The organism is Zoogloea sp. GW822-FHT05C07 (assembly GCF_058800215.1).
Map to the genome: position 1 here is coordinate 5,291,460 of NZ_CM179510.1, position 25,515 is coordinate 5,316,974.

The 25,515-nt window shown below is 63.8% G+C and carries 18 protein-coding genes; 6 read left to right on the plus strand and 12 right to left on the minus strand.

Going from position 1 to position 25,515, the window contains the following annotated elements:
* The first annotated feature begins 17 nt into the window (after positions 1–17).
* The 3 genes from AC3QL2_RS24245 to AC3QL2_RS24255 are packed head-to-tail and all read left to right on the plus strand — an operon-like array spanning position 18 to position 1,784.
* Complete coding sequence (locus tag AC3QL2_RS24245) at positions 18–653, plus strand: SCO family protein (protein WP_493234867.1); 636 nt, start codon at positions 18–20, stop codon at positions 651–653.
* Entirely contained in the window at positions 650–1,264 is a 615-nt protein-coding gene (locus AC3QL2_RS24250; RefSeq protein WP_493234866.1) for a hypothetical protein, read from the plus strand. The genes AC3QL2_RS24245 and AC3QL2_RS24250 overlap by 4 nt, the downstream gene beginning before the upstream one ends.
* Before the next feature lie 58 nt (positions 1,265–1,322).
* A complete protein-coding gene (locus AC3QL2_RS24255) occupies positions 1,323–1,784 on the plus strand; it encodes a MarR family winged helix-turn-helix transcriptional regulator (protein ID WP_493234864.1) in 462 nt (153 codons plus the stop codon).
* A gap of 65 nt (positions 1,785–1,849) precedes the next feature.
* On the opposite strand, the gene AC3QL2_RS24260 is transcribed toward AC3QL2_RS24255, so the two are convergent.
* Complete coding sequence (locus tag AC3QL2_RS24260) at positions 1,850–2,233, minus strand: YidB family protein (protein WP_493240318.1); 384 nt, start codon at positions 2,231–2,233, stop codon at positions 1,850–1,852.
* 337 nt (positions 2,234–2,570) lie between these two features.
* Here AC3QL2_RS24260 and AC3QL2_RS24265 point away from each other — a divergent pair, with 337 nt between their 5' ends.
* Positions 2,571–3,557: an ABC transporter substrate-binding protein gene (locus AC3QL2_RS24265; protein WP_493234861.1), complete on the plus strand. Its 987-nt coding sequence runs from the start codon at positions 2,571–2,573 to the stop codon at positions 3,555–3,557.
* Positions 3,558–3,563: 6 nt separating this feature from the next.
* Positions 3,564–5,480, plus strand: coding sequence for a hybrid sensor histidine kinase/response regulator (locus tag AC3QL2_RS24270; protein ID WP_493234859.1), 1,917 nt, complete (start codon positions 3,564–3,566; stop codon positions 5,478–5,480).
* 75 nt (positions 5,481–5,555) lie between these two features.
* Here the strand turns inward: AC3QL2_RS24270 and AC3QL2_RS24275 are convergent, their stop codons facing one another.
* The 4 genes from AC3QL2_RS24275 to AC3QL2_RS24290 all read right to left on the minus strand — a co-directional run bounded on the left by AC3QL2_RS24275 (position 5,556) and on the right by AC3QL2_RS24290 (position 10,714).
* Positions 5,556–6,911: a DUF1329 domain-containing protein gene (locus tag AC3QL2_RS24275; protein ID WP_493234857.1), complete on the minus strand. Its 1,356-nt coding sequence runs from the start codon at positions 6,909–6,911 to the stop codon at positions 5,556–5,558.
* Between the two features lie 30 nt (positions 6,912–6,941).
* Positions 6,942–8,579: a DUF1302 domain-containing protein gene (locus tag AC3QL2_RS24280; RefSeq protein ID WP_493235001.1), complete on the minus strand. Its 1,638-nt coding sequence runs from the start codon at positions 8,577–8,579 to the stop codon at positions 6,942–6,944.
* Positions 8,580–8,600: 21 nt separating this feature from the next.
* Positions 8,601–9,695: a Rieske 2Fe-2S domain-containing protein gene (locus tag AC3QL2_RS24285; protein WP_493234855.1), complete on the minus strand. Its 1,095-nt coding sequence runs from the start codon at positions 9,693–9,695 to the stop codon at positions 8,601–8,603.
* A 68-nt stretch (positions 9,696–9,763) separates the two neighbouring features.
* On the minus strand, positions 9,764–10,714 hold the full coding sequence (locus tag AC3QL2_RS24290; protein WP_493234854.1) for a PDR/VanB family oxidoreductase: 951 nt from the start codon (positions 10,712–10,714) through the stop codon (positions 9,764–9,766).
* Positions 10,715–10,957: 243 nt separating this feature from the next.
* Between AC3QL2_RS24290 and AC3QL2_RS24295 the strand changes: the two genes are divergently transcribed.
* Complete coding sequence (locus AC3QL2_RS24295) at positions 10,958–12,679, plus strand: sigma 54-interacting transcriptional regulator (RefSeq protein WP_493234852.1); 1,722 nt, start codon at positions 10,958–10,960, stop codon at positions 12,677–12,679.
* Positions 12,680–12,693: 14 nt separating this feature from the next.
* Here AC3QL2_RS24295 and AC3QL2_RS24300 read toward each other — a convergent pair whose 3' ends face one another.
* From AC3QL2_RS24300 to AC3QL2_RS24330, 7 genes are all read right to left on the minus strand, one after another.
* Positions 12,694–13,260: a hypothetical protein gene (locus AC3QL2_RS24300; protein WP_493234851.1), complete on the minus strand. Its 567-nt coding sequence runs from the start codon at positions 13,258–13,260 to the stop codon at positions 12,694–12,696.
* A 26-nt stretch (positions 13,261–13,286) separates the two neighbouring features.
* Complete coding sequence (locus AC3QL2_RS24305; protein ID WP_493234849.1) at positions 13,287–13,913, minus strand: hypothetical protein; 627 nt, start codon at positions 13,911–13,913, stop codon at positions 13,287–13,289.
* A 219-nt stretch (positions 13,914–14,132) separates the two neighbouring features.
* Positions 14,133–16,229, minus strand: a complete 2,097-nt coding sequence (locus tag AC3QL2_RS24310; RefSeq protein ID WP_493234847.1) for a methyl-accepting chemotaxis protein — start codon at positions 16,227–16,229, stop codon at positions 14,133–14,135.
* Between the two features lie 226 nt (positions 16,230–16,455).
* Positions 16,456–19,077 carry an EAL domain-containing protein gene (locus tag AC3QL2_RS24315; protein WP_493234846.1) on the minus strand — a complete coding sequence of 874 codons (2,622 nt, stop codon included), beginning with the start codon at positions 19,075–19,077 and terminating at the stop codon, positions 16,456–16,458.
* 6 nt (positions 19,078–19,083) lie between these two features.
* Positions 19,084–22,125, minus strand: a complete 3,042-nt coding sequence (locus AC3QL2_RS24320) for a response regulator (RefSeq protein WP_493234844.1) — start codon at positions 22,123–22,125, stop codon at positions 19,084–19,086.
* Positions 22,126–22,128: 3 nt separating this feature from the next.
* Positions 22,129–23,034, minus strand: coding sequence for a substrate-binding periplasmic protein (locus AC3QL2_RS24325; protein WP_493234842.1), 906 nt, complete (start codon positions 23,032–23,034; stop codon positions 22,129–22,131).
* A 187-nt stretch (positions 23,035–23,221) separates the two neighbouring features.
* Positions 23,222–25,498 (minus strand): ATP-binding protein, encoded by a 2,277-nt coding sequence (locus AC3QL2_RS24330; protein ID WP_493234841.1) that lies wholly within the window; start codon positions 25,496–25,498, stop codon positions 23,222–23,224.
* Positions 25,499–25,515 lie beyond the last annotated feature (17 nt).

Consider the following 25,515-nt stretch of genomic DNA (forward strand, 5'->3'; position numbering starts at 1 on the left):
AGTCGGGACGGGACGAGATGCGGACGCTGCTCGCCTTGCTGTGTGTTGCGCTGGCCGGCGGCTCCGCCCTCGTGCTGACCACCGATGGGCTGCGCGCCTTCACCAGTGAAGACGCGCGTCGGCTTGAAGTTTCGGAGGCTCCGGTTCAGTTGCCCGTTCTGGATGTGCTGGGCACGGACGGCAGGCCTATGTCGCTGAGCGATCCGGACCGCGTGACCCTTCTCGACTTCGTCTACACCCGTTGCGAAACGGTATGCCGCGCGCTCGGAAGCGAGTTCCAGCAATTGCAGACCGAGATCCGTGCACGCGGCTTGCAGCACCGTGTCCGCCTGCTCAGCATCAGCTTCGATCCTGAGCACGACACGCCAGCCGAGCTTGCCGCCTATGCGCGCCACCAGCGTGCCGACGGCGCCGTGTGGCAATTCGCGGCACTCGCCAATTCCGCGGAGCTGCCAAAGCTGCTCGGCAACTTCGGGATTGTCGTCATCCCCGATGGGCTGGGCGGTTTTGAGCACAATGCGGCAATACACGTAGTGGACCAACGTGGCCGCCTGGTACGGATCATGGATCTCGCCAATCCGGCCGCAGCGCTGGCGGAGGCGCTTGCGAGGATTGAGGCGGTCAAAGCGACGGAAGTGCGGGCCGGCTCATGAAGAACCCCCGTGGTGTCCTTATCGCCCTTGGCCTGCTGCTGCTCCTGATGATGCCCGTGGTGCGCGGCTGGTTCGAGAGCCATATGACGCGGCACATGCTTGTCCAGTTGCCGCTGATCACCACCACGGGATGGTTGCTGGCTGGCGGCCGTGGACCAGCGCGAGCGTCGCCTCTCCAAGCGTGGAATGCCTACGGCCTCACCGGGCTATTGCTCGGCGTGTTGGCAACGTCGTTCTGGATGATTCCCCGTGCCATCGATGCCGCGCGTCTCCTGCCTTGGGCGGAGGCGGCCAAGTTCGGCTCGCTGCTCGCCGCCGGCGCCGCATTCCGATACTCGTGGCCGCTGGCCGGTCGCATCGTGCAGGCATTCTTTCTAGGCAACTGGTGCTGGATGGCAGCTGTCGTCGGCCTGCTTTATCAGGACGCGCCAACCCGTCTGTGCGCCGTGTATCTGGCCGACGAACAGATCAACGCCGGATTCTGGCTGGTGGTCGCCGCGCTGCTGGCATTTCTCGCGTGGTGTTTCGATCTTTGGTGGAGCGGGGATTTACGGCGGCTCCTGGGGGACGACCCGGTTCCAATGGGCGCCGCGGATCATGTGAAATCCTAGGCGGCGGCGTTTTAGAATCCGGGGATTCACTCAGCTGCACACGATACGAATGCCGAATTTGGATCCCCGCAACCCCACGAATTCGCCCTCATCGGAAAGCACCTCCGACCTTCCGGCCACGCTCTCCCAAGAGGACTACCGGCGGCTATCCCATGTCCGCCACCAATTGCGCCGTTTTTTGCGATTCAGTGAGGATATCTGCCATGCGGAAGGCCTGACGTCCCTGCAGTATCAGCTGCTCTTGCACGTGAAGGCCATGCGGGGAAAAGACTGGGCCAGCGTCGGAGAACTCGCCGAAAAGCTGCAAGCCAAGCACCACGGCGTTGTGGCCCTGCTGGATCGCTGCGAGAAGCTGGGTCTGATCCAGCGACGCATCAACCAGGAGGACCGGCGTCAGGTGGAGATTCATCTCCTGCCCGAGGGGGAAAAGGTGCTGGAGCGTCTGGCGGTTCTACACCAACCCGAATTGCGGATGCTTGAGAACTCATTCAGTTTGCCCGCCGAGGGCAAAGGTACATAACCCGGCGTTGAGCAGAAAATCCGCGGCACCGCCATCACGACCGGTGCCGCGGCTCATGCAGGCGGTCAGCCGAAGAGCTTGCCCTTCAGCAGGTCAAGGCCCTGCGCCACCAGGTCGTTGCTCTCGGGAATGGCGCCGTTGGGCGTCAGCTTGTCCACCACCTGCGGGAGCAATTCGGCGAGATGACCGGAAACCTGCTCGCTGCTGAGGCCGAGCTGGCTGGCAAGGTTCTGCAGCAACCCGCTGCTGCCTAGCACGCTCTGGATCTGTTCGGCGGAGACCGGCAGGTTCTGGCCCGTCGATACCCAGGACTTGGCGATTTCACCGAGGCCGCCATTCTGGAAGGCCTGGACCAGGCCGGCCAAGCCGCCGGTCTGCGGATCGTTGACGAGTTGCATGATGCTGGAGAGCAAGGGATTGGCGGCGCCTTCAGCAGTTTGGCCAGACATGACGGCTCCTACGACTTGATCGAACAGACCCATGATTATTCCTTTCACTGAAGTGGGGAAATGGCGCGCCAGTCAGAGCGTCACGGCACGGGGAGCGCCGGCCGCAGCGATGCGTGTCGCCAAGGTGATTACCTGAATGCAGAAGAAGTTTAGCCCGGTAGGTCCGGGCCTGCACGGTTCTGCCGCCCAATTGGAACATGAGATATGCGGGTCCAGGCTAAAGCAGTGCAGCATTTCATAGCGACCGCCCATCTTGGGATGAGACGCTCCGTGATAACGCAGGATGCATGTAGACGCTTGCGTTCCAAAAAAAGGGGATGCCATGTGGAAAGCACTGTTGGCCATCACTGCCATGCTGATCATTGCGGGCTGTGACAACTCCACGCCGTCGAATCTGCCCCGCACGACGAAGGAAGCGCCCCAGGAGATAAGGGTTGCCTACACCTATCAACCGCAAAGCACGTTGATCCACGTGGCGGCCGCACGGCGCTATTTCGCTGAAGAAGGTCTGGATGTGCAGTTGCTGCAACATAGCCATGGCAAGGCGGCGCTGCAGTCGGTTCTGGATGGACAAGCCGATATCGCCACCGTGGCGGAAACACCGGTGATGTTCAGCATCCTCAGCGGCGCCAGGATTTTCGTCCTTGCCAATATCGAGTCGAGCACCCTCAACAACGCCATCGTCGCCAACATGGACGCCGGCATCAAGACGGCGGAAGACATGAAGGGGAAACGCATCGGTTACACCGCCGGCACCACCTCCGAATTTTTCCTCGACTCGATGCTCACCGCCAAAGGCCTGGGCAAAGGTGACATACGGGCCGTGGCGCTGAAACCCGATGAAATGCAGCAGGCCATACTGAGCCGGCAGGTCGATGCGGTTTCGACATGGAATTATCCCCTCACCCAGATCAAGCATCAGTTGGGCACCAACGGCGTGGTGTTCTATGACCGGCAGATCTACACCGAGACTTTCAATATCGCGGCCAAGCAGGACTTCGTCGGCCAGCACGCCGAAGCGGTCCAACGCTTCCTCCGCGCGCTGATCAAGGCCGAAGAGTTTGTCGAGAAATACCCGACGGACGCACAGAACATCATCGCCGCAGCGGCAAAGATCGACACGCAGCTGGTTCGGGAGGTCTGGGACGCCTTCAATTACAAGGTCGTCCTCGACCAGACGCTGCTGCTGACCCTGGAAGATGAAACCCGGTGGGCGCTGAAGAACAAGCTCACCGAACAATCGGACATGCCGGACTATGCGAGCTACGTCTATCTGGACGGGCTCCTGGCGGTGAAGCCGGATGCAGTTCTGATCCACAAGTAGGGCCCCATGAGCGTTTCTGCCAAATTAAGGATCCTCTCGGCCCTTGTGGCAGTGGCGCTGCTGGCGTTGGGCGGAATTCTCGTTGGTGCATTTCGCGAGTTCAATTTTGCCAAGAGCAATGCGAGGCTGGCCAATACGATCAGCGACAACTATTTCCAGCGGGCCACGTTTCGAGACCAGTACTTCCTGTTCCGCGAGGAACACCTGCGGGCCTCATGGGAAAAGAAGAAGCGGATCGCCAACGAATTGCTGGACGAGGCGACCGAGAAATTTGCGCGGGACAAGGAGAAGCGGCTTCTGGCGCAATTGCGCAGGAATGCGGACGACGCAACACAGCTGTTCGACCGGATCGTGCAGAACACCGAATCCATGAAAGCCCCGGGTGCCAACAAGCTCATCCTCGAGGAGCTCGACCGGCGGCTGTACAGCCAGCTGTTGATGAAGGCCAATGGTCAGCAGAACGCAGCTCTGGCGCTGCAGAACGCCGCGGACGACCGTGTCGAAGCGACCTACCGACGCTTGTCCATCACGGTGATCCTGTTTGCCTTCACGCTCGGCATCGGCTCGATCCTGATCACCCTTTATCTGAGCAAACTCTTGCGGAACCGCCTGCTGCCCTTGCACGACGGTGCGCAGAAGATCGCCGAAGGGGATCTGGAATATCGGATCGAGGATAGCGGTACCGATGAGTTCTCCGATCTGGCCCGGTCGTTCAACGGCATGGCCATCAAGATCGGGGCGATGCAGCTGGACCTCGCCAATCGCGCCGAAGCGGCCGAGGCCGCCAATCGTTCCAAGAGCGCCTTTCTCGCCAACATGAGTCATGAGCTGCGGACCCCTATGAATGGCATCATGGGCATGATCGAGTTGGCGACGCACCGCGCCACCGATCCGAAACAGCTCGACTGGCTCAACAACAGCAAGGCTTCGGCCAGACATCTGCTGTCGATCATCAATGACATTCTCGACTTCTCGAAGATCGAGGCCGGCAAGCTCGAGCTGTCGGAAGACGAACTGGATGTCCGCGTCCTGCCCTTCAATGTGTGCTCCATGGTCGCCGAGGCGGCCAGCGCCAAAGGGCTCCAGCTCAAAACCGAGGTGGAGAGCCTGCCGCCGCGATTGCTGGGGGACTCGACTCGCCTGACTCAGGCGCTGCTCAACCTCGTCGGCAATGCCATCAAGTTCACCAGGACGGGTTCCGTCACCGTGCGCACCCTCCAGGAACACGAGGACGCTGACAGCGTCGTGCTCCGTTTCGAAGTCATCGATACGGGCATCGGAATCTCCCGGGAGACGATGAACCGGTTGTTTACGCCGTTTGAGCAGGCCGACGCATCCACGGTCCGCAGCTTTGGCGGCACAGGCCTTGGCCTGGCGATCACCCGGCGGCTGGCCCAATTGATGGGCGGGGACGCCGGCGTGAACAGCGTTGTGGGTGAAGGCAGTACTTTCTGGCTTACCGTGCGCCTGCTCAAGACGGACGGCGACAGCCCCGCATCCGTAGCGACTTCGGAGACTGCAATGGCCGAGCAATTGCGGGAGTGCTATGCCGGCACGCGGATATTACTGGTCGAGGATAACGAGGTGAACCAGATGGTCGCCCAGGCAATGCTCGAAGAGATCGGCCTGGTGTGCGACTTTGCTGAAGATGGCGAGATTGCCGTCGCGAAGATTCGTGATGCCCAGCCAGGGACATACGCCTTGGCCCTGATGGACATGCAGATGCCCAGGATGGATGGGGTCACCGCGACAAAGGTCATCCGCCAGCTCGAAAGCGGCAGGGAGATCCCCATTGTCGCCATGACCGCCAATGCATTCAGCGATGATGAGGCGCGGTGCATGGCGGCGGGGATGAATGACTTCGTCTCGAAACCCGTAGCCCCCGACAAGCTCTACGGCGCGCTGCTGAAATGGCTCGCGTAGTTTCCAGCTGCCGTAGAGCCGGCTGGGGCACGGGCCTAAAGCCCCGTGCCCCAGCCGGACAAGGTTCAATACACGCTATCGATCGGCATCCGCAGCAGCAGCATCGCCGGTAAAGAAGGACTCGTTCTTGCGGGACACCACCTTGTAGGTTTCATCCTGGAACAAGCCCTGCACCGTGCTCATCGTCCCCGCCTGGAGGTTGTAGATGGTCACCGGCTTGGCCAGCACCGCCGGCACGGCAGGCACGAAGAAGGTGGGAACCACGGAAGTTCGCCACAACTTGCCCTCCGAGTCGTAGCCATCCATGAGCACCAGCAGCCAGGTGTCCTCGTCGAAGTAGTACTTGCGCTTGGGCACCGCATGGCGCTTGCCGGAGACGACCGTGGCTTCCACTTCCCAGACGCGGTGCAGTTCCCACCGGAGCTTGTTCGAGTTGAGGTGGAACTTGTCGAAGGCTTCGGATTCCTTCGCCGTCACCAGTTCATTGTTGTTGTACGGGATATACATTTCCCGCTTGCCAACCAGCTTCCACTCGAAACGGTCCGGATGCCCCATAAAGCCCATGACCTCGTCGAAGTAATTGGCGCCCGACGACACGAAATCAGGCGTGTCGTAGGCCACCGTTGGCGCCCGGCGCACGCGACGTTGCCCGACGAGATACTGCCAGGCCTGGCGCGGGAGCTTGGCGTTGATGCTGTCGCGCAGGACCAGGGATTCGCCGGCCTTGAACGGGGGCGCGGTGGTGTTGAAGCGCTGCAGGAAATACTCCCCGGTCCAGCTCTTGGCCGATCCGTCCTTGTAGTAATAGGGATGCTGGAAGAAGTTGTCGGTGCGCGTCGCCATCGTCCGCGCGCCGTTCGAGGTTCCGACGATGTTCTTGGAGCCGAATTCGACGGACTCGGGTTCGATGCGGAGGATGTAGTTCCAGACCACCTCGATGCCGGTTTTGGGGATCGGAAACGGAATGCCGCCGAAGCAACCTTCCACCGACATTCCGGCGTCCACGGTCTTGCAGCCGGTGGCATTCCGGGCCGTTCCGTCATAGACGTACTGCGGCGCGACGGCCGTCCGGTGGGTCGGGAAGACATTGACGTGATAGCTGTCCGGGTATTTCTTCAGCAGCGCCATGGTGCCTTCGGAGAGCTTGCCCGCGTACTGGGCCATGTTCGACGCCGAGATCTGTACGGTGGGCTTTTCTCCCGGAAACAGATTGACCGGAATGTCGCCAACCCGGGATCCGCTGACTTTGCTGCTCCCGCCCCCGTTCCAGGCGGGGATGCTGCCATCCTTGTTGCCGGCCTTCTCGCCGCCGAGGGGGGTCAGGACCGTCTTTAGCTGGGACGCCTCGTCTGCCGAAACGGAGGCTACGGCCAATTGAAACGGGAACAGTGTGCTGGCTACGGCCAGACAGATCATTGTTTTGCTCTTCATGTTGGGATTCCTTGTTTGGCGGGAATGGGTTCAGAAGCTGCGCTGAACCGACAGCGACACGAAATCGCGGTCGCCATGGAAGTTCTGATAGGAATTGAGACCGGTAGCCGTCGCAACGGAGCCCGCGGAGCCCACGTAATGGGTGTAGTTGAGCCCCAGCTGCCAGGCCTTCTGGTACACCGCCTTGGCGCCGACGCTCACGCTGCCGCCATGCTCCGCCGGGAACAACACGCCATTGACCGACGAGCGCCCCCACAGGCCGTAACTCACGCCGACCGGCAATTGCAGATCCGTTTCGGGCAGGACCTGGAAATACTCCGGCGTGAAGACGAACTGCAAGGCCCCCGCATCCCGCGTCGCGTTGGGATCAAGCGCCTCCGGGTTATCGGTGACGCGCAGTCGGCGGTTGAAGGCGAATTCGCCGACAAATGACGCTCCGTCCCACAAGGCATTGGCGCCCAGCACGCTGATGGCCGACAGATTCAGATGCAGCGTATCGCCCTTGGGGAAACGGGCATTCCGGTCGCCATCCGCAGCGGGATCGTTGATCGGAAAGACAAAGCTGCCCGCTGCAACGAGCGGCATATTGGTCCGGTACGACATTTCCCCCGCGACGTTGGTCTCGCCGACGAGGGTGCTGAAGCTCCCCCCCACCGTGCGGATGTTGCGCCCATAGACCATGACGTAATCCTGCGGCACTACGCCGCCGGGCCCGGCATTGAAACGGGCATAGAACTGGGGCAGCTTCTCGTGGAAGGTCGCCGCGTAGAGCCCGTACTCGCTGTCGCCGGCCTTGAAGCGAAGCTGCATGCCGCCCTGCCCCGAATTGCCGGGCTCGATGTCCTTCCCGCGCTTGGCCGGTCCGTACGGGGTGTAGAGGATTTCTCCGCCATCATCCACGAAGTCGGCAAAGCTGAAATAACTGCCCGCCGCCGGCAGCCGCGACTTGCGCCATTCCGGCTGGACGTAGGCGCCAAAGATCACGTCGGGCGTGATCTGGAGCTGCACCGAGACCTGGCCGACCGGCCGGGCCACCTCCTTGAACTGGGAGTTAGGCACCGACAGCGCGCGGGCGAGGTCCAGCGGTGTCTGGGCGCCGGCGATGGCGTTGTTGCCGAAGAAAAGGCTCTCCCCGTAAAGCTGCGTGAAACGGCCCGCCTTGAGGTTGAGGTTCATTTCCCCCAGGGATTTCTTCGTATAGACGAAGGCGTCCAGCAATTCGGCGTTGCGTCCCTGGGCGATTTGGGTGTGCTTGTTGAATTCGTCGTAGGGCCCGGTCTGGTTCAGGCCGGGGGCATCGGCGGCGCTACGGTCGTTGTGGTGTTGATAAACGTCGTCGTACCACCCCGCCGCGCTGATCCGGAAACCGCTATCCCGCTTATAGCGCACCCCCAGTTCGGTGAGGATATCGACCCGGTTCGAGATCAGGCCTCGACCGAAATTGCGGTCACCGTCGTTGGTGTTGACCTGCGGCGTCAATCCGGCAGTGCCCGCCGGGGCAACGCTCGAATTGACGCTGCGCACGCGCCAGGCCGTGCTGTATTTGAATGTGTTGTCCCAGGAAATGGCCAGGTCCGGGGAGTCCGTCTCGACGTTGAAGGACAATGCCGGGCCGGACAGGGCCATGCCCGCGGAGGCACAGGCGACCGCCCTTGCCATGAGCTTCATTCTCATGATTTTCCTCCCCACTCAGGCGTGCTCAAGAGCCTGGGAGCTGGACGTGCCCCCGTCGAGGTCCGCAACCTCATCGGCGATCACGCTGCGCAAGATCCGGCGGGCCCGTACCGCCCCCACATCGCTGGTGAGCAGAACCGGGTTCAGGCTCATCAGATCGGCGTTGCCGATCGCCACGTGCTGCGCATCGACATAGGGGCCGTCCTCATCCACGAAGGCGTCGTGCATGCCCTTGATCTTGGCGGCGTTGTACTCGGCGTCCTCGACGAGGTGGTTTCTCCGGGTCGCAAAGAAGTAATGAGTCGTGCCGTCCGTTTCCGGCGTCGTGGTGTGCAGGTCGTACTGCCCGACGCAATGCTCGAGATCCAGCGCCCCGTCGTCCTGGGTGGCACCGATCTGCAACTGGACGGTGGACGGCGCCATAAACACCACCTCGACGAAATGTCGCGCTTCGACCATCGGCTCGGGCAGGAACTGATTCAGGATGAAGATCGGCGGGGTCTGCTCCCATTCCCAGCGGGTGGAAACCGTGCTGTTCGTCTCCTTGATCTGCGGCACCTGGGGCGTGAGTTGCCCGCGGGTCGAAATGATCTCTCCGTGCAGGTGATCGACGTGGCTGAGATCCATCACGTTGTCCGTGATCAGCTCGTAATACGTCTTCCGGTGCATGTAGGTGTAACCCACCCCGTTGAGATGCCCTTCGGTCAGCGGGCCGACATCCGGCAGCTTGGATTCGTCGGCCGGCTCGTCGCCCATCCAGATCCAGATGAAGCCGTAACGCTCGCTCAACGGAAAGGTGCGAACCCTCGCCGCACGGGGGATATGGCCGTTGCCGTGGGGATTGCGATTGCAGGCGCCGCTGCAATCGAACTTCAGGCCGTGGTATTTGCAGACCACGTCGTCACCACTGCGCACGCCCATGCTGAGCGGCACGAAGCGATGGGGGCAGCGATCAAGCAGCGCCACCGGGCTTCCACCCTGCGTACGGTAAATCACTACGGGGGTATTCAGGAGCTTGCGGGCAAACAGGTCTTCCGGCCCGACCTCCGATGACAGGGCCGCTACATACCACGCGTTCTTGAGATACGTGACGCTTCGTGTTGTCTCCATTTTTTTCTCCAGGTGTGAATCCCGGGCGAGAGGCCCGGTAATGACATGTGGCGATGGGGCCGCCACGTTTACAAATCGATGAGCAGGCTCGACGTGCGTGCGCGCGAGCAGCACGGGGTGAAGCAGCGGTTGCCGTCCCGTTCGGCTGCGCTGAGGAAGACGTCCCGATGGTCCGGAATGCCATCCAGAACCGGCAGCACGCAGGACCCGCAGATGCCCTGCTCGCAGGACAGGGGCACATCGACGCCGTGATCTAGCAGCGCCTGCGCGGCCGTCGTCTGCGCGCCGACCCGGACCGTGATGCCGCGACGGGCCAGGACGAGCTCGAACTCGCCGCTGTCCGTCAGCGGCGCGGCGGATGCCGAGAAATGTTCGAAATGGACCCGCGCATCCCCCCAGCCCACCTGGTTGGCCGCATCGCGGACGTGGCGGATGTAGCCCTCCGGGCCGCAGACATACAGATGCGCTCCGTCGTCACGCCCGGAGAGAATCTGCCGGGCATCGAAGCGGACTTGATCCGGCTCGCTGTCGTAATAGCCGCGGACTCGTCCGGACCAAGGGGCCTGCGCCAGGAATGCCCGGTACGCGGCACGCTCGGGGCTGCGGGCGCAGTAGTGGAGCTCGAAGTCGCGGCCCTGGCGGTGCAACTCCTCCGCCATCGCGAGGATCGGGGTGATGCCGATACCACCCGCAAACAGGATAGAAACGGGCGCGGGCACCAGCGGAAACAGATTGCGCGGGTGGCTGATGCCCAGCGTATCCCCGGGCTTGATGTCCCGGTGCGCACACGCCGATCCGCCCCGCCCCGCCGGATCGCGAAGAATGGCCACTTCATAGCTGCCGGATCCGGCATCGGCCCGGCAAAGGGAATATTGACGGACCATGCCGTTGGGCAGCGTGATGTCAATGTGCGCCCCTGCGGAATAAGGCGGCAGCGATCCACCATCTACGGACGTCAGAACAAGACTCAGAACATCAACTGCGGCTTCGCGCATTTCGAGCACGCGCACAGCAAGCATGGGTTGAGGACTCAACACAGCCGGGGTCTCCTTTGGGATGAAAGTACGTAGGCCACTTCGGGCTCTTGCCTCTCACTTCGCAAACCCCATGCCACAGCATGAAAATCACTTTAATTTATTGATTGATAGATATTTTTTACTTTCACGCCGATGTGAGGCTAGAATCGTTTTTGTTGAAAACAAAAATATCTAATTTCGCAAAACAGAAATTCCCTGTTTTCGGAAAATCGGAGACTCCGTTACATGCCCCATCGAGCAGCGGCCCACCTGCGCTTCATTCCCCACGAGATCGATGACAAGGAGATCTCCAGGCACGTCAAGTTCGACCCGGACAGCGGGCAGATCCTGGTCCTGGATCAGCGCATGCTGCTGATCCACGGCTTCACCCTGGCTGCCTTGCGACGGGAATTGATGGAGCGCCTCGGTGGCGAGAACACCCGTGAGCTGTTCACCCGCCTGGGCTACCAACAAGGCGCAGAAGATGCGCGCCGCCTGCACGCCGCGGAGGACGGGCAGATGGAAAGGACCCTCGCCTACGGCACCCGCCTGCGGGAGATGGAAGGCTTCGTGCGGAACCAGGCCGTCGATCGGGTCCAGTTCAACCAGGAAACCGGGGATTTCTGGAGCGATTACTACTGGGAATCGTCCTGGGAGGCCGAGATCCACCGCGCTCAATTCGGTATCAGCGGCGCTCCCGCGTGCTGGATGATGGTCGGCTACGCGACGGGTTTTACAACGGCGCTGATGGGGCGTCCGATCCTGTGGCGCGAGGTCGAGTGCGTGGCGATGGGCCACGCCCGCTGCCGGGTCGTGGGCCAACCCCTGGAAGAATGTGAAGACGCGGAATCCCACCTGAGCTTCCTGCAGGTCGAGCACTTCATCTCAACCCCCAGGCGGCGCAGCGCACAGCCTGCTTCCCCGAACCCGCAGAAGGAGGCTCCCCAGCAACTGCCCGATCTGATCGGTGCATCGCACAGCTTCAACGAGGTGGCCTACCTGATAAAACGCGTCGCCCCGACCGACGCTACCGTCCTGCTGACGGGCGAGAGCGGCGTCGGCAAGGAACGCTTCTCGAAGGCACTGCACGTCCTCGGCCCGAGAGCGGAAAACCCCTTCATCTCCATCAACTGCGCAGCGATTCCCCAGGAGCTGGTGGAGGCTGAACTGTTCGGCGTGGAAAAAGGCGCGTTCACCGGCGCCACCGTCTCACGCCCGGGGCGCTTCGAGCGGGCGAGCGGCGGAACGCTGTTTCTCGACGAGATCAGCAGCCTGCCCCTGCATGCGCAGGGGAAATTGCTGCGCGTAATTCAGGAGGGCGAACTCGAACGCGTCGGCGACACGCAGGTCCGCCGGATCGACGTGCGCATCATCGCCGCGACCAACCGCGATCTGCGTAGCGAAGTGGAAGCCGGCAGATTCCGCGAAGACCTCTTTTTTCGGCTGAACGTATTCCCGGTCAAGATTCCCCCGCTGCGGGAACGCCGTGAGGACATTCCGCTGCTGGTGGATACCTTCGTCAAACGCTATTCGGCCCGGTTTGGAAAGATCATCGCCGGCCTCACCCAGAGTGCCGGCGAAAAGCTGTGGGCCTACCACTGGCCGGGCAACATCCGCGAACTGGAGAACATCATCGAACGCGCGGTGATCCTCACAGAGAACAACGGGAGCATCGACGTGGAGCATCTATTCTCCGGCGGCGAGCAGGTGCCCGAGACCGCCCCACTGCCCTCCCCGTCGGCAAGCACCACACTTCCACAATCCGGCCCGGAAGCGTCCCTTTCGGTCCACCAGGCCATCGAACGGATTCTGGACGCGAACATAGCACTTGAAGAAATCGAATCCCTGGCGATCGCCGGGGCCCTGCGCCGCACCGACGGAAACCTGTCCGCAGCGGCTCGCCTGCTCAAGCTGCGGCGTGGTCAGCTGCAGTACCGGGTGGACAAAAGGGCCGGCAGCGAGGTGTGAAGACTCAGGCGTGCTCAGCCAGGAATCATCCCGGCGTACACATCCTGAGTGTGGGTAACGGAAGCCGGTGCGGCTTCGCTGCGCGGGGCGCTGGCCGCCCTGGCCAGCATGAGGTCGCCTGCGGTGAAGGCGCGTTCAACCATCGTTGCCAGATGCTCCGAGAAATCCTGGACACTGGTCTTGCCCTTTACATGCAGCAGCAGTTGCGTGGCCCCTTCCGTCGTCAGGCCTGCGACGACGCCCTCGGCGCTGATGCGGTAGCTCACCGAGATGCTGCGCTGCCCCGGGATAAGGACTTCGACGCACGCCACGCCGTCACGCTCCCCAGCCAGAAAATGGAACGCCACGGACTTTGCCTGGAAGGCGTATCCCGACGCCGCCCCAAGCGCCCCGCCACGCACATAGGCCGGCAATTCCCTGGCTGCCGCGTGACAGCGGCACGAGACCACCACGGGCGCGGGGGTCGGCAATTGGCTGACGGCACGCTGCGCGGCTTCGAACGCATCGTAGGCGTGCGCCGGGCGAGCGGGTCGCTCAAGGCAGGGAACTGAGACGGAAAAGACTTGCAGGATGGACACCATTTACGCGTTTGATCAAGCAGCGTACCTCAGAGACATTTCAGGAAGATGTTCACTGCCGGCGCCCAGGCGCCGCCCGAGAGGGTCGGGATGACAGTCTCGCAATGCCTGTCGGACCAGGCTCCGATACCGGACTCGGGTGTCTGCGCGCTTGTCTCCGCCGCTTCGTCGCCAATCAGCGCCAGGACCTGGACTTCCGCACGGAAACGCCGTGCGACACGCTCTGCAACGTCCACCGCCTCCGGGGGCAGCGCCCTGGCCAGATGGACAGCATCGTCGTGCCCCGATGCGACGGCGTGCATGAACTGACCGGCCAGCTGGGCAGCGTCAAGGGGCAGCGTGGGGCCGACCGCGATGGCGTCATCCCATTCGCCACGCCGCAAGGCCGCACGCAGCCACGCCGGCGTAAGCGGCAGACCTTGCTGCAGTTCTCCCTGGGCTTCTTCCATGGCACCCCGCTCATAGAGCGCGATGACACAGGCCGTTTCGCCTTCCGGGAGCGGTGGCAGCGACTGCACAACGGGCAGGCTGACTCCACATGGAACCCAGGCAACAGGTCCATCCAGGAAATCCGGCGCGAGGGGGAGCTGGAGTGATGCACGCAGATTCAACAGCACCGGGACCGCCAGATACTCGGTCGGCTGGATCTGCGTCAATGAGTGAGTCGAAAGCGTAGCGGCAGACAACGAAGGCCCCCCAACACAGTGTTTTTGTTGGGATCAGATGTTGTGCCGATTGGAAGCCGACGAAAATGAAGCAATTACTTGACTTTGCCAAATTTGGCAAAACCAGAACGGGCATAAGGCCTGGACGGAAGGCCCCCCTGCAGCCTTCCGCCCGAAACGCGCGTCTCCGGCGACGCGCTACGCGACTGACTAGCCCCGGATGCGGAAACGTCCGACCAAACCAACCAGGTTCGTCGCCTGTTGGCGCAGCACCACCGACGACCGGGAACAGGTTTCGGCATCGCCGCTGTTGCGGTTGGTCACGCGGTCGATCTCGCCGAGGCCGATCGACACTTCGGAGAAGCCGGAAGCCTGCTCCTGCGAGGCCCGGGCGATTTCAGACAGCAGGTTGGAAACCTGGGTCGTCGCATCGACGATCTCACCCAGCGCCGTGGCCGTCGTGTCGGCGATGGCGGCGCCACGACGGGTTTTTTCGGCGGAGCCGGAAATCAGGCTGGAGGCTCTCTTGGCCGCTTCCGCGCTGCGCGTCGCCAGGTTGCGCACCTCGTCGGCAACAACCGCAAAGCCGCGCCCGTGTTCTCCGGCGCGGGCCGCTTCGATGGCCGCGTTCAGCGCCAGCAGGTTGGTCTGCGTCGTGATCTCGTCAATGACGCGGATGATCTCGTTGATACTGACGCCGGCCTGTTCGATTTCGTCCATTGCCGAGATCATTTCGCCCATGTGCGTGCTGGCACTCACCGCCGAAGTCTGCGCCGCCTTGGACAGGCCGTCCGCCTGGCCTGCATTTTCAGCGTTGCCCCGCGTCGTGGAGGTCAGCTGTTGCATCGCGGCGCCAATCTCGGTCACCGACGACGCGGAGCGGGCGGCGCCCGTCGACAGTTCATTGCTGAGATCCGAAACCTGCTCGGCATTGGCGGTGATTTCCCGGGCCCCGTTCTGCAATTGCCCGACGACATCGTTCAGGTTGTCCAGCATCCGCTGCAGCGCCATGCCCAGCTGGTCCCGGTCGGAGGCAAGGTCGATCCGGAGATTCAGATCGCCCTGGGAGATCCGTTCGGCAATATCGGCGCGGGCCTGCAAACGAGCCGCCATATCGTTGAGAGCCACGCCCAGACGGCCAACCTCGTCGTCGGAACGGCTCTCGACGCGGCTGGAAAAGTCGCCCTGGCGGATGGTATTGGCCAACTGCTCGGCCTCACGCACCGGGCGGGCCAAGGAAGCCGCGGCGAACCACAGGAAGGTCGTGCCGCCCACCGCCGCCAGCAGGCCGACCAACACCTGCCAGCCCGTATACGCGGTGGCCTGCGCTGCCAGGCTGTTGTCCAGCGCGTAGGCCTCCGCCAGCACCACATCCTTGCTGACCCTGATCAACACCGCCCACGGCTTGCCGGTCCGTCCGAGCTGGATCGGCGCCATGGCCGTGATCAGGCCCGTGCTCTCATCGAGGCGCGCATCGGCTTTGCCGGCCTTGATATCCGCCACCACCGCCGTGATGTCCTTACCGGGCAACAGCTCCTGCAAGGGCTTGCCGATCATCTCGGGCTTTTCGCTATCGGCGACGATCAGGCCCATGTTGCTGACGATCAGCACTTCGCCCTTGCCGCCGAACAAGCCGTGGTCAGCCTGCTGGGACAATTCCTGCACGAAGTTCAGGTTGTAGTCGGTTCCCGCCACGCCGACGAACTTGCCATTGACCATGATCGGCACCGACAGCGTGGTCAGCCAGACCTGGGTACCCTGGACGATATACGGAAAGGGATCGAGCACGCTTTCCGTATTGGTGTCCCGCGGGCCGATATACCAACCGCCTTTCAGGACCCCATTCGGATGCTTGTCCATCGTGTCGTATTCGACCAGCGGCTGAACGGCGATATTGCCCTTGGCGTCCCGATTCCAATAGGGCGTGAAACGCCCGGTTCTTTCGTTATTGCCGCCCTGACCGGTACGGAACTGCTCATCGTGGCCGTCCAGTGCATTCGGCTCCCAGCAGGAATACGTGCCGTTGAAATCCGGATTGTTCTTCAGCACGTTCAACAGCACGGCATTGATCTGGTTACGCCCCAGGCTCAAACCATTTTCTTTTTTTCCCAGTTCGAAGACATGGGCCATGGTCCGCGCCGCATCCAGCGCCACATCGAACTTTGCCTGAATGATGCCAGCCTGTGTTCCGGCAACCCCTTTAAGGCTGGCGAGCGTGTTCTCCTTCACCAGCCCGCTGACCCGTTCGCTGACGAGTTGCTGGGTGTCGCGCGACGAATACACGCCGAAACCCACTGTGGATATCACCGAGACAACCAGACACGCCCCGGCAACCGCAGAAATACGATGCTGAATCGATTTGAACTTGATGGCCATACTTTCCCCTTTGACACGCCCCTGTACAACGCCATTTCGAAAGGTGTTATGGATTTCAGCGGCGCTGCTCCATAACTAGACATTTCTTATGACTATTTGAAATAGCCTCGAACTTATGGCGCAAAGTTGATGCCAGGGGTGGATGGCCGTACACAAATCAGCGTGCGGTGTTGCTGCCCTCCTCCGATCCGCGGCCGGCACACGCCCGGAACGCATCCCGGACCACCTGCAGCAGTTCGGTGTCCGACCAGGGTTTGGCGAGGAAACGGAAGATATCGCCACGCGCGATGGCCTGGCGGGCGGCTTCTTCGTCTTCGATGGCCGTCAGGGCAATGCACACCACCTCCGGGTAGGACTGCCGCAATTGCGGGAGCAGGTCGGCGCCGCCCGGGCCGAGGGCATGTTGATCGGCGATCACCACGCCGATCTGGTGTTTGGCGAGCAGCGCCCATGCTTCTTCGCCACTGCTGGCGGTGAGCGTATGGCGGTTCTCGCGGCGCAGCGCACGGCGGATGGCCGACAAGGCGCTGGAGTCACGGTTGACGATCAACAGCGCGCACTGCGCCTCGGGCTCGGCGAGGACGCGCGAGGCCTGATGGCTGGCCATGAAGGCCGGCACGTCGGCGGCAACCAGCGGGCGGCTGAACCAGTAGCCTTGCGCCGCGTCACAACGCAACGCACGCAGGCGGTTGGCGTGGGCTGCGCTCTCGACACCTTCGGCAATGACTTCGAGACCCAATCCGTGGCCAAGGGCGATGATGGATTTGACGATGGAGGCGTTGCCGCTGTTGGTGGTCATGTCCCGCACGAAGGACATGTCGATCTTGAGCTTATGGACCTGCAGCCGCTGCAGCCGCGCGAGAGACGAATAGCCGGTGCCGAAGTCATCGATGGAGAGCCGCACGCCAAGGGCCTTGATCTCGGCGAGAGTGTTGAAGGCCTCGTCTTCATTGGCCATCACGAAGCTCTCGGTGATTTCCAGCTCCAACTGCTGCGGGGCAATGCCGCTGCGCTCCAGCGCGCCTTTGACGGACTCCACCAGGCGTCCGCGACTCAGTTGCACCGCCGAGACGTTGACCGCCGTGCGGCGCGGCGCCTGTCCGCTGTCGCACCAGGCGCGGATCTGCCGACAGGCTTCGTCCAGCACCCAGTCGCCGAGGCGGACGATGAGGCCGTTCTCTTCGGCGAGGGGAATGAACTCGGCGGGCGAGACGGTGCCGCGCACCGGATGTTCCCAGCGCACCAGCGCTTCAAGGCCGATGAGGCGGTTGTCGGCGAGGTCAATCTGCGGCTGGTAGTGCAGGCGGAATTCGCCCTTGTCGAGCGCGCGGCGCAGCTCGGCCTCCAGTGTCAGGCGCTGGCGGGCACGGTTGGTCATCTCCGGCGAGAAGAAGCGCAGGCTTCCCCTGCCCTGGGCCTTGGCCTGGTGCAAGGCGGCATCGGCATTGCTCTGCAGGGCCTCGGCGGTGGTGCCGTCGCTGGGATAGAGGGCGATGCCGAGGCTGGCGCCCACATACACGCTGTCGCCGTTCAGCTGGAACGGGCTGGCCAGCGCGTCGATCACGCGCTGGGCGGTGAGGTCCACCGGCGCGTGGCAGACGGCCATGTCCATCACCACGTTGAACTCGTCGCTGCCGATACGGGCAATCGCGTCGTTGTCGGGGAACAGCAGGCGCAGGCGGTTGGCAACTTCCAGCAGCACCTGGTCGCCAAGGCCGTGGCCGAGGCTCTCGTTGATGCTCGTGAAGTTGTCCAGGTCAATGAAGAACAGCGCGAAGGGCGTTGCACTCCGCTCCGCCGACAGGATGGCGTGGGCCAGTTGCTCGGCGAACAGCATCCGGTTGGACAGGCCGGTGAGCGCGTCGCGATGGGCCAGGTGGCGGTAACGTTCCTCGCTGATCCGCAGCATGGCCGTGCGCTGGCTGACCACGTCTTCCAGCACATGCCGCAGGCGCGCCAGCTCCAGGTGGGTGCGGATGCGCGCACGCACCTCGTCGATGTCGATGGGCTTGGTGATGTAGTCGGCGGCGCCCAGTTCAAAGCCCTTCACCTTGTCGCGGGTTTCGCCGACTACCGTCACGAAGATGACCGGGATGCGGCTGCCGGCCGCGCTCGCCTTGATGCGCCGGCACACCTCGTAGCCGTCCATGTCGGGCATGACCACGTCGAGCAGGACCAGGTCGGGCGGCGCCGCGCCTTCCACGATTTCCAGCGCCTGGCTGCCGTTGCAGGCCACCAGGATGCGGTACTCGCTCTTCAGTGCCTCGAGCAGTTCGTGGATGTGCTCGGGCACGTCGTCCACGATCAGGATCGCCCTCTGGCGGTCGTCGGCGTGGGACATGATGTCCACCGGCAGCGGCTCTGTACGGTAGCGCTTCAGTTCGAGCTGGTTGCGCACGCGCGCCTTGAGGAGATCCGGGCTGACCGGCTTGGTGACGAAGTCCGCAGCGCCCATAGCCAGCCCGCGTGCCTCGTCCTCCGGGTCTGACAGGGCCGAGACGAAGATCACCGGGATATCCGTCGTGGCCGGGTCTGCCTTAAGCGTGGAGAGCACCTCGTAGCCGTCCATGCCGGGCATCCGCACGTCGAGCAGGATCAGGTCGGGCTGCGGGTGACGGTGGGCCAGCACAAGGGCCTTTTCGCCGCCGGTCGCGGCGGAGATGGCGTACTCGTCGCGCAGGATGCCGACCAATACATGCAGGTTTTCGTGGACATCATCCACGATCAACACGCGCGGGCGCTTTTCCACAGGTCTATTGCTGTTTGTCTGCTGACTCATCTTTTTCTATCTATGCAGCCGCTCTGCGGCCTTCAGTTCGCCCAGTCTGTGTCGTGCCGCATCGAGATCGAAAACATCCACCTCGGCCGCCAATGCCTCGATATCGGCCGCCAGCGGCATATCTGCAGTGCCGGCGCGCAGTTCTCCGAGCAGACCTTCCACAGCCCCCAGATCGTACTCCAGCGCATAGGCCAGTCGTTCAAGCAAGGCGCGGATCGCCGTCTGCGTCAAGGGCCGTGCCGCGCCCTGGATGAAGCGGCTGCCGACGGACGTCAGCGCGTCGATCTCGCCGATGGCCTCGACGAGCTGGCCCTCCGCCCTGAGCAGCATCGCCTCGTCGGGCGCCACGCCATCACGCAGGGTTTCGTCGATGGCGACCAGCTGCGCGTAGAGTGCGCCGGCACCGATGTTGCCGATCACGCCGCGCAGCGCATGGCAATACGCCTCCGCCGCGACGAGCCCGCGATCCCGGAGCAGGCGGCGCAGCTCCGTCAGCGCGTTGCTGTAGTGCTCACGGAAACGCTTCAGTTGCCGCCGATAGGCCTCCGGCCGACCGCCGATGCGGCGGATGCCCTCGCGGGCATCGAAACAGGTGAGCGCCAGCAAGTCCGGCGGACAGACCTCAGCCGCCTCCGCCCCTGCCACCCGAAGGGTGCCGCGCTGCGCCAGCCTGGGGGACACGCAGGCGAACAGGACTTCGAACAGCCGCTCCGGTTCGATCGGCTTGGCGATGTGGTCGTTCATGCCGGCGGCCAGGCAACGGGCCGCATCCTGCTCCATCGCCAACGCCGTCATGGCCACGATGGGGAGCGCGGCGAAGCGTTCGCCGTCGGGCTCCGCGGCGAGCGCGCGTATCCGGCCGGTGGCTTCGAGCCCGTCCATGACCGGCATCTGGATGTCCATCAGCACCGTGTCGTAGTCGTGGCAGCGCACCTTGTCCACGGCCTCCTGGCCGTTGTGCGCTTCATCCACCTCGACCCGTTCACTGCGCAGCAGCTCGGAGACGAATTCCCGGTTGATATCGTTGTCTTCCACCAGCAGCACGCGCGCGCCAGCCAGACGGCCAGCCCCACCCAGCCTCGGCGTTGCGGCGGGCGGCGTGTCCGGGTCGGGCAAGAGGTAGCCCCGGCCAAGCACCGACAGCAGCGTGTCGAGCAGCATGGACGGAGATACCGGCTTGACCAGGAAGCCTGCCACCCCTGCCCTCTCTGCCAGCTGCATGACGTCGTCGCGCCCGTAAGAGGTAACCATCACAATCCTGGGCCGGAGCGGGATGGCCGGGTCGCTGCCGATCAGCCGGGCGACCTCGTCGCCGTGTACGCCGGGCAGGTGCCAGTCCATCAGGACCAGGTCGTAGGGCTGGTCGCCCGGTTTGCGCAATGCGGCCAGCGCGTCGAGGCCGTTGCCGACAGCGTGCGCCTCCACGTGAAGGAAACGCAGCATTTCGGTGAGGATCTCCCGCGACGCGTGGTTGTCCTCGACGATCAGCGCCCGCGTACCCTTGAGCAGCGGCCCCACCCTTTCCGCCAGCGGCTGCGCGGCAGCGCCCGCCTGCGTAGCCACCTGCAGACGCACAGTGAAGCAGATCGATGTGCCCTTGCCGGGGCGGGACTCCTCGACCCAGATCCGCCCGCCCATCAGCTCCACCAGGCGCCGGCTGATGGCCAGCCCCAGGCCGGTGCCGCCGAAGCGCCGCGTGGTGGACTGGTCGGCCTGGGAGAATTCCTCGAACAGCCGCGCCTGGGCCTCCTCCGACATGCCGATACCCGAATCGCGCACGCACACCTGCAGGTTGAGCTCGTCGTCACGGATGTTGAGCGCACGCAGGGCCAGCTCCACCTCGCCCTCTTCGGTGAACTTCACCGCATTGCCGCATAGATTGAGCAGGATCTGCCCAAGGCGCAGCGGATCGCCCAGCAGGCGGGCGGGAATCGCCGGGTCGTAACGGATCAGGAACTCGATGCCCTTGCGGGCCGCCTCGTAGCCAATGGCGTCGGTGAGCTGTTCGAGCACCCCATCGACGCTGAACTCCACCGCCTCCACCTCCAGCTTGCCGGCCTCGATCTTCGAGAAATCGAGGATGTCGTTGATGATGTCGAGCAGCGAACGGGCCGCGCCCTGCGCCTTGCCGAGCTTGCTGCGCAGGTCCGGCGTCAGCTCCGCCTGCTGCGCCAGGTAGAGCATGCCGAGGACGGCGTTCATCGGCGTCCTGATCTCGTGGCTCATGTTGGACAGGAACTCCGACTTGGCGCGGGTGGCCTCCTCGGCTTCCTCCTTGGCCTTGGTGAGCTCGGCCGTCCGCGACTCGACGATCGCCTCGAGATTGCGGTTGAGGGTGTCGCGCTCGCGCAGGGAATCGAAGAGGCGCGCGCGGCTGTCGTTGAAGGCATTCACCAGCTCGCCCAGCTCGTCCCGGTAGGGGTAGTCGATGTGACCCTCGGGTGCGCCATTCGGGTGGGCTCGCCGGCGGCCGAGCGCCCTGGCGACGCGGGTGACCGCCTTCGACAGGCGGAAGCGGATGGTCCACTGGAAGATCAGCCACAAGCCGAAGGTGAACAGCACCGAGTCGAGCAGCACGACGCCGAAACCGTACTTCACCCGGCCGAGGACCACGTCCCGGTTCGAGTACATGCTGAGCGTGCCGATCCGGCGCGGCGCCACGCCCTTGGTCTGGTAGACGAGCTGCAGCGTCGTGCTCTTGAAGCGCTTCGGCAAGGTCCGCCCGGCGGCCTCGGCGGGCGTCGGCACGTCACCGTCCTCGACCAGTTGCCGGCCTTCCTCCGACTCGACCCGGATACCGGTGACGATGGCGTTCTGCCGGACACCCCGGGCGATGGACGCGAGCTGCGCGTCGTCGAGCTCCCACACCGCGTTGGTCACCCCCGGCTCGACGGTCCGCGCCAGGGAGGCCAGGTCGTCGTCGATGCTGCTGCTGATGCTGACGTACTGGATGCCCAGCTGGACCGCAGTCATCGTCAGCGCGATGAACAGGTAGCCCGGCAACATCGTGCGGAGCAGGCGCTTGGCGAGGGTCTGGGTCACCGGCATCGTTCAGTGCCCCGCCGGGGTTGATTCATCGTCGCGCCACCACCAGCGCGGGTCGGGCTCCTCGATACGGCTCCCCAGGATGGGATTGGCGAGACGGATCACGTGCCGCCGCTCGCGGGCAAGCCGGGTGATTTCCGCCGCGTGGTAAGTCTCGAACAAGGCACGGAAGCTGCCATCGGCCAATGCCCGCTGCAGCCCGTGCTCGATGCGCTCGGCGAGGGCCTGGTTGCCGTTGCGCACCCAGAAATAGACCGGGTACGGAAAATACAGCGCATGGGTCTGCTCGACGGCAAGCTGGGGGTATTTCGCGCGGCGCTCGTCGAGTTCCCGGGCAGCCTCGTTGAGGCCTCGCGTGAAAGCGTCGAAACGCCCGGCGGCCAGCATGCCGAAAAGATTCTCGTAACGGGTCGAGGTCACCACCGTGAAACCATTGGCACGCAGAATGGGGAGATCCGCCCACTGGCTGTTGAGGCCGAAGACGAGGTGCTCGCGCAACGCCCGGTCGTCCATGCTGGCGATCCGTGGCTGCTCGCCAGCACGGATGACCAGCAGCCGGTAGCCGACGATGCCGCGCAGGATATCGATGCGGATCGGCCGCATCTGCGCCTCCCGCTCGGCATTGGTGCCGAGGGCCACCACGTCGATCGCACCGGCCTGCAGCAGGGCTACGCCGCGGTTCTGGGTGACCTCCTCCGGGTAAGGGGTGATCGGGACTGCCGGCGTACCGGCTGGCGTCGCGTGGGCCAGCGCCAGCTCGAGGAGCTTCCAGCGGTATTCGTAGATCGGCCCGGCCGGGAAATAGCGCAGCGGCGCCTCCTCCGCGCGGAGGCACGACGCGACGGCCAGCAAGGCGGCCGCCAGCAGCCATGCAAACACGGCGGCCGGCACCGCCGGCGACGGCAGATTCAACTCCTCATTGGCCAATGATTGCCCGCCCGTGTCTGCTCATCGGGGCGAACATTACCCGGCCTGTCGCCAGCCGTGAAGCCTCGCCACGGCGCGTTCACATGGCAACTTGCCGCCGTCATCGCCCCTGCTGCTGCAGCCGGCGGTCCTTTGAAGAGCGCCGAGCTACGGCACAGGATGGCCGGGGCGCTCAGGACGCCCACCCGTCCTGCTTCCGGCGTGCCCGTTCACGGCCCAGCCACTGGAGCAGCACGCCGCTCATCAGCTCCGGATCGACGGGCTTGGCCAGAAAATCGCTCATCCCGGCTGCGAGACAGCGCTCCCGGTCCTCCAAGAAGGCATTCGCGGTCATCGCTATCACCGGAATGCTCTGGAAGGCCGGCAGCTGCCTGAGCGCGCGGGTCGCCGCGAGACCGTCCATGCGCGGCATCTGCATGTCCATCAGGATCAGCGTGTAGGTGCCCGGCGAGGCCCGCGCCAGCATCTCCAGCGCTTCTACCCCATCCTGGGCGATATCCACGCTCAGCCCGAGATCCTGCAGATTCTCCTCGGCGACGAGCTGATTGACCGGCTCGTCCTCGACCAGCAGCACCCGACTGCCGGCGAACCGGCTGCGCAGACACTCCGCCGCGTTCTCCGGCACACGCAGCATCGGCGTGGGACAGTCCGCCACGGGCTTGGCGAGGCTCGCTGTGAACCAAAAGGTACTGCCCACGCCCAGCCGGCTTTCCGCCCCGGCGTCGCCGCCCATCAAGTGGGCCAGCCGCTTGGTGATGGCGAGCCCCAGGCCGGTGCCGCCGTAACGCCGGGATATGGAGTTGTCAGCCTGGCTGAAGGGGCTGAACAGGGTCGCCAGCTTGGCCGGGGCAACGCCGATCCCCGTGTCGCTCACCTCGAAGCGGATCCGCATCCCCGTCGCGTCCTCCCCTTCCAGCAACGTCCGCACCGTGACGGAACCCGAGGCCGTGAACTTGACCGCGTTGCTGACCAGGTTCAGCAAGGCCTGGATCAAGCGCGTCCGGTCGCCAACGACAATCTCAGGCAGCGGGTCCGCTTCGGCCAGCAGACAAATGTTCTTGCTTCGTGCAAGTTCGGCCTGCATGGCAATGGCGGTGGGCGCCACCATGCGGACATCGAAGCGCTCGTCCGACAACACCAGCTTGCCGGCCTCGATCTTCGAAAGGTCGAGGATGTCGTTGATGATGCACAGCAAGTGCTTGCCGGCCGCCTCAATCTTGCCGAGCTTGTCCGAAGCCTCATCGTCTTCGTGACGCCGCCGCAGGATGCCGGACAGACCGATGATGGCATTCATCGGCGTGCGGATCTCATGGCTCATGTTGGCGATGAAATGGCTCTTCGCCTCGTTGGCCGCCTCCGCCATGTCCTTCGCCTGCCGGAGTTCGGCAGTCCGCCGGATCACCAGCTCTTCCAGTTCCTGATTGACCCGCAGCGCCTCCTGGCGCGCCCTCCTCAGGGACGAGAAGTAGAGCGCCACGGAAATCGCCGTCACCACCAGCAGATTGGCGGACACCGCCAGCAGCGCGAACAGGGATTCGCGCTGGGTCTCGAGTCGCCTCAGTTCGGGTACCGGCTGCAGCAGATGCACGGTGAATCCGCTGCTGGCCTCCTTTGCGCTGAGAAACAGATAGGGGATCGCCCGCTCGCCGTCCAGCAGCACCAGTTGCGGAAAGGTCTTCGCGTCGAAGCGCGTGAGTGCGAGGGGCTTGAAGACCGTCCGCGAGTAGATATCCCGCCGCTCGCGCTCAGGCATCGGCGCCAGGTCGACGCCTGGCAGGGTCCGGAACTCCAGGGATTTGTTTCGCGCCAGCACCACCACGCCGTGGGCATCGGTGATGAAGGCATCGATGTAGCGCGTCCAGCCCTCCAGGCGGGTCAGGTCCCGCTTGGCGACAATCGCTCCGACGACGCTGCCATCAACGGTGACCGGCGAGGAGAAATACAGGCCGGGAACCCGGCTCAGCTTGCCGACCACGTATTGCCGGCCCTGCCGGCCTTCCATGGCGTCGCGGAAATAGGCGCGGTCCGAGTAATTGGGCCCCACAAAACTGACGGCCTTGTCGAAATTGCTCGACGCCACACAGTCGCCCCGCGCATTCAGCACCCACAGCGCATCGGCCTTCAGGTTCGTCGCCGCAAAATCAAGCCGCTTGCCAACACGCTGAAGGAAAGGATCGCGCTCCCAACGCCGCCTGCGCTCGTCCATGGGCAGGGCCGACTCCTCCTTGCGAAGCCCCTGGCGCACGAGCTCGGTACCAATGAATCCATCCACTCCGAGGACCGCCGGGATGCCCGCGAGGGACGACAGCGCATCCTCGATGCCGTCGTCCAGGCTGTCGAGCTGCTGCTGGGCCAGCTGGAGCTGCTGCCGGTAAGCCACCTCCATCATGCGGTCCGTGACCAGCGACGCGGTGATCCAGGAGGCACTGGTGAGCAGGACGATGAGCAACAGGATCAGCGCGGCTC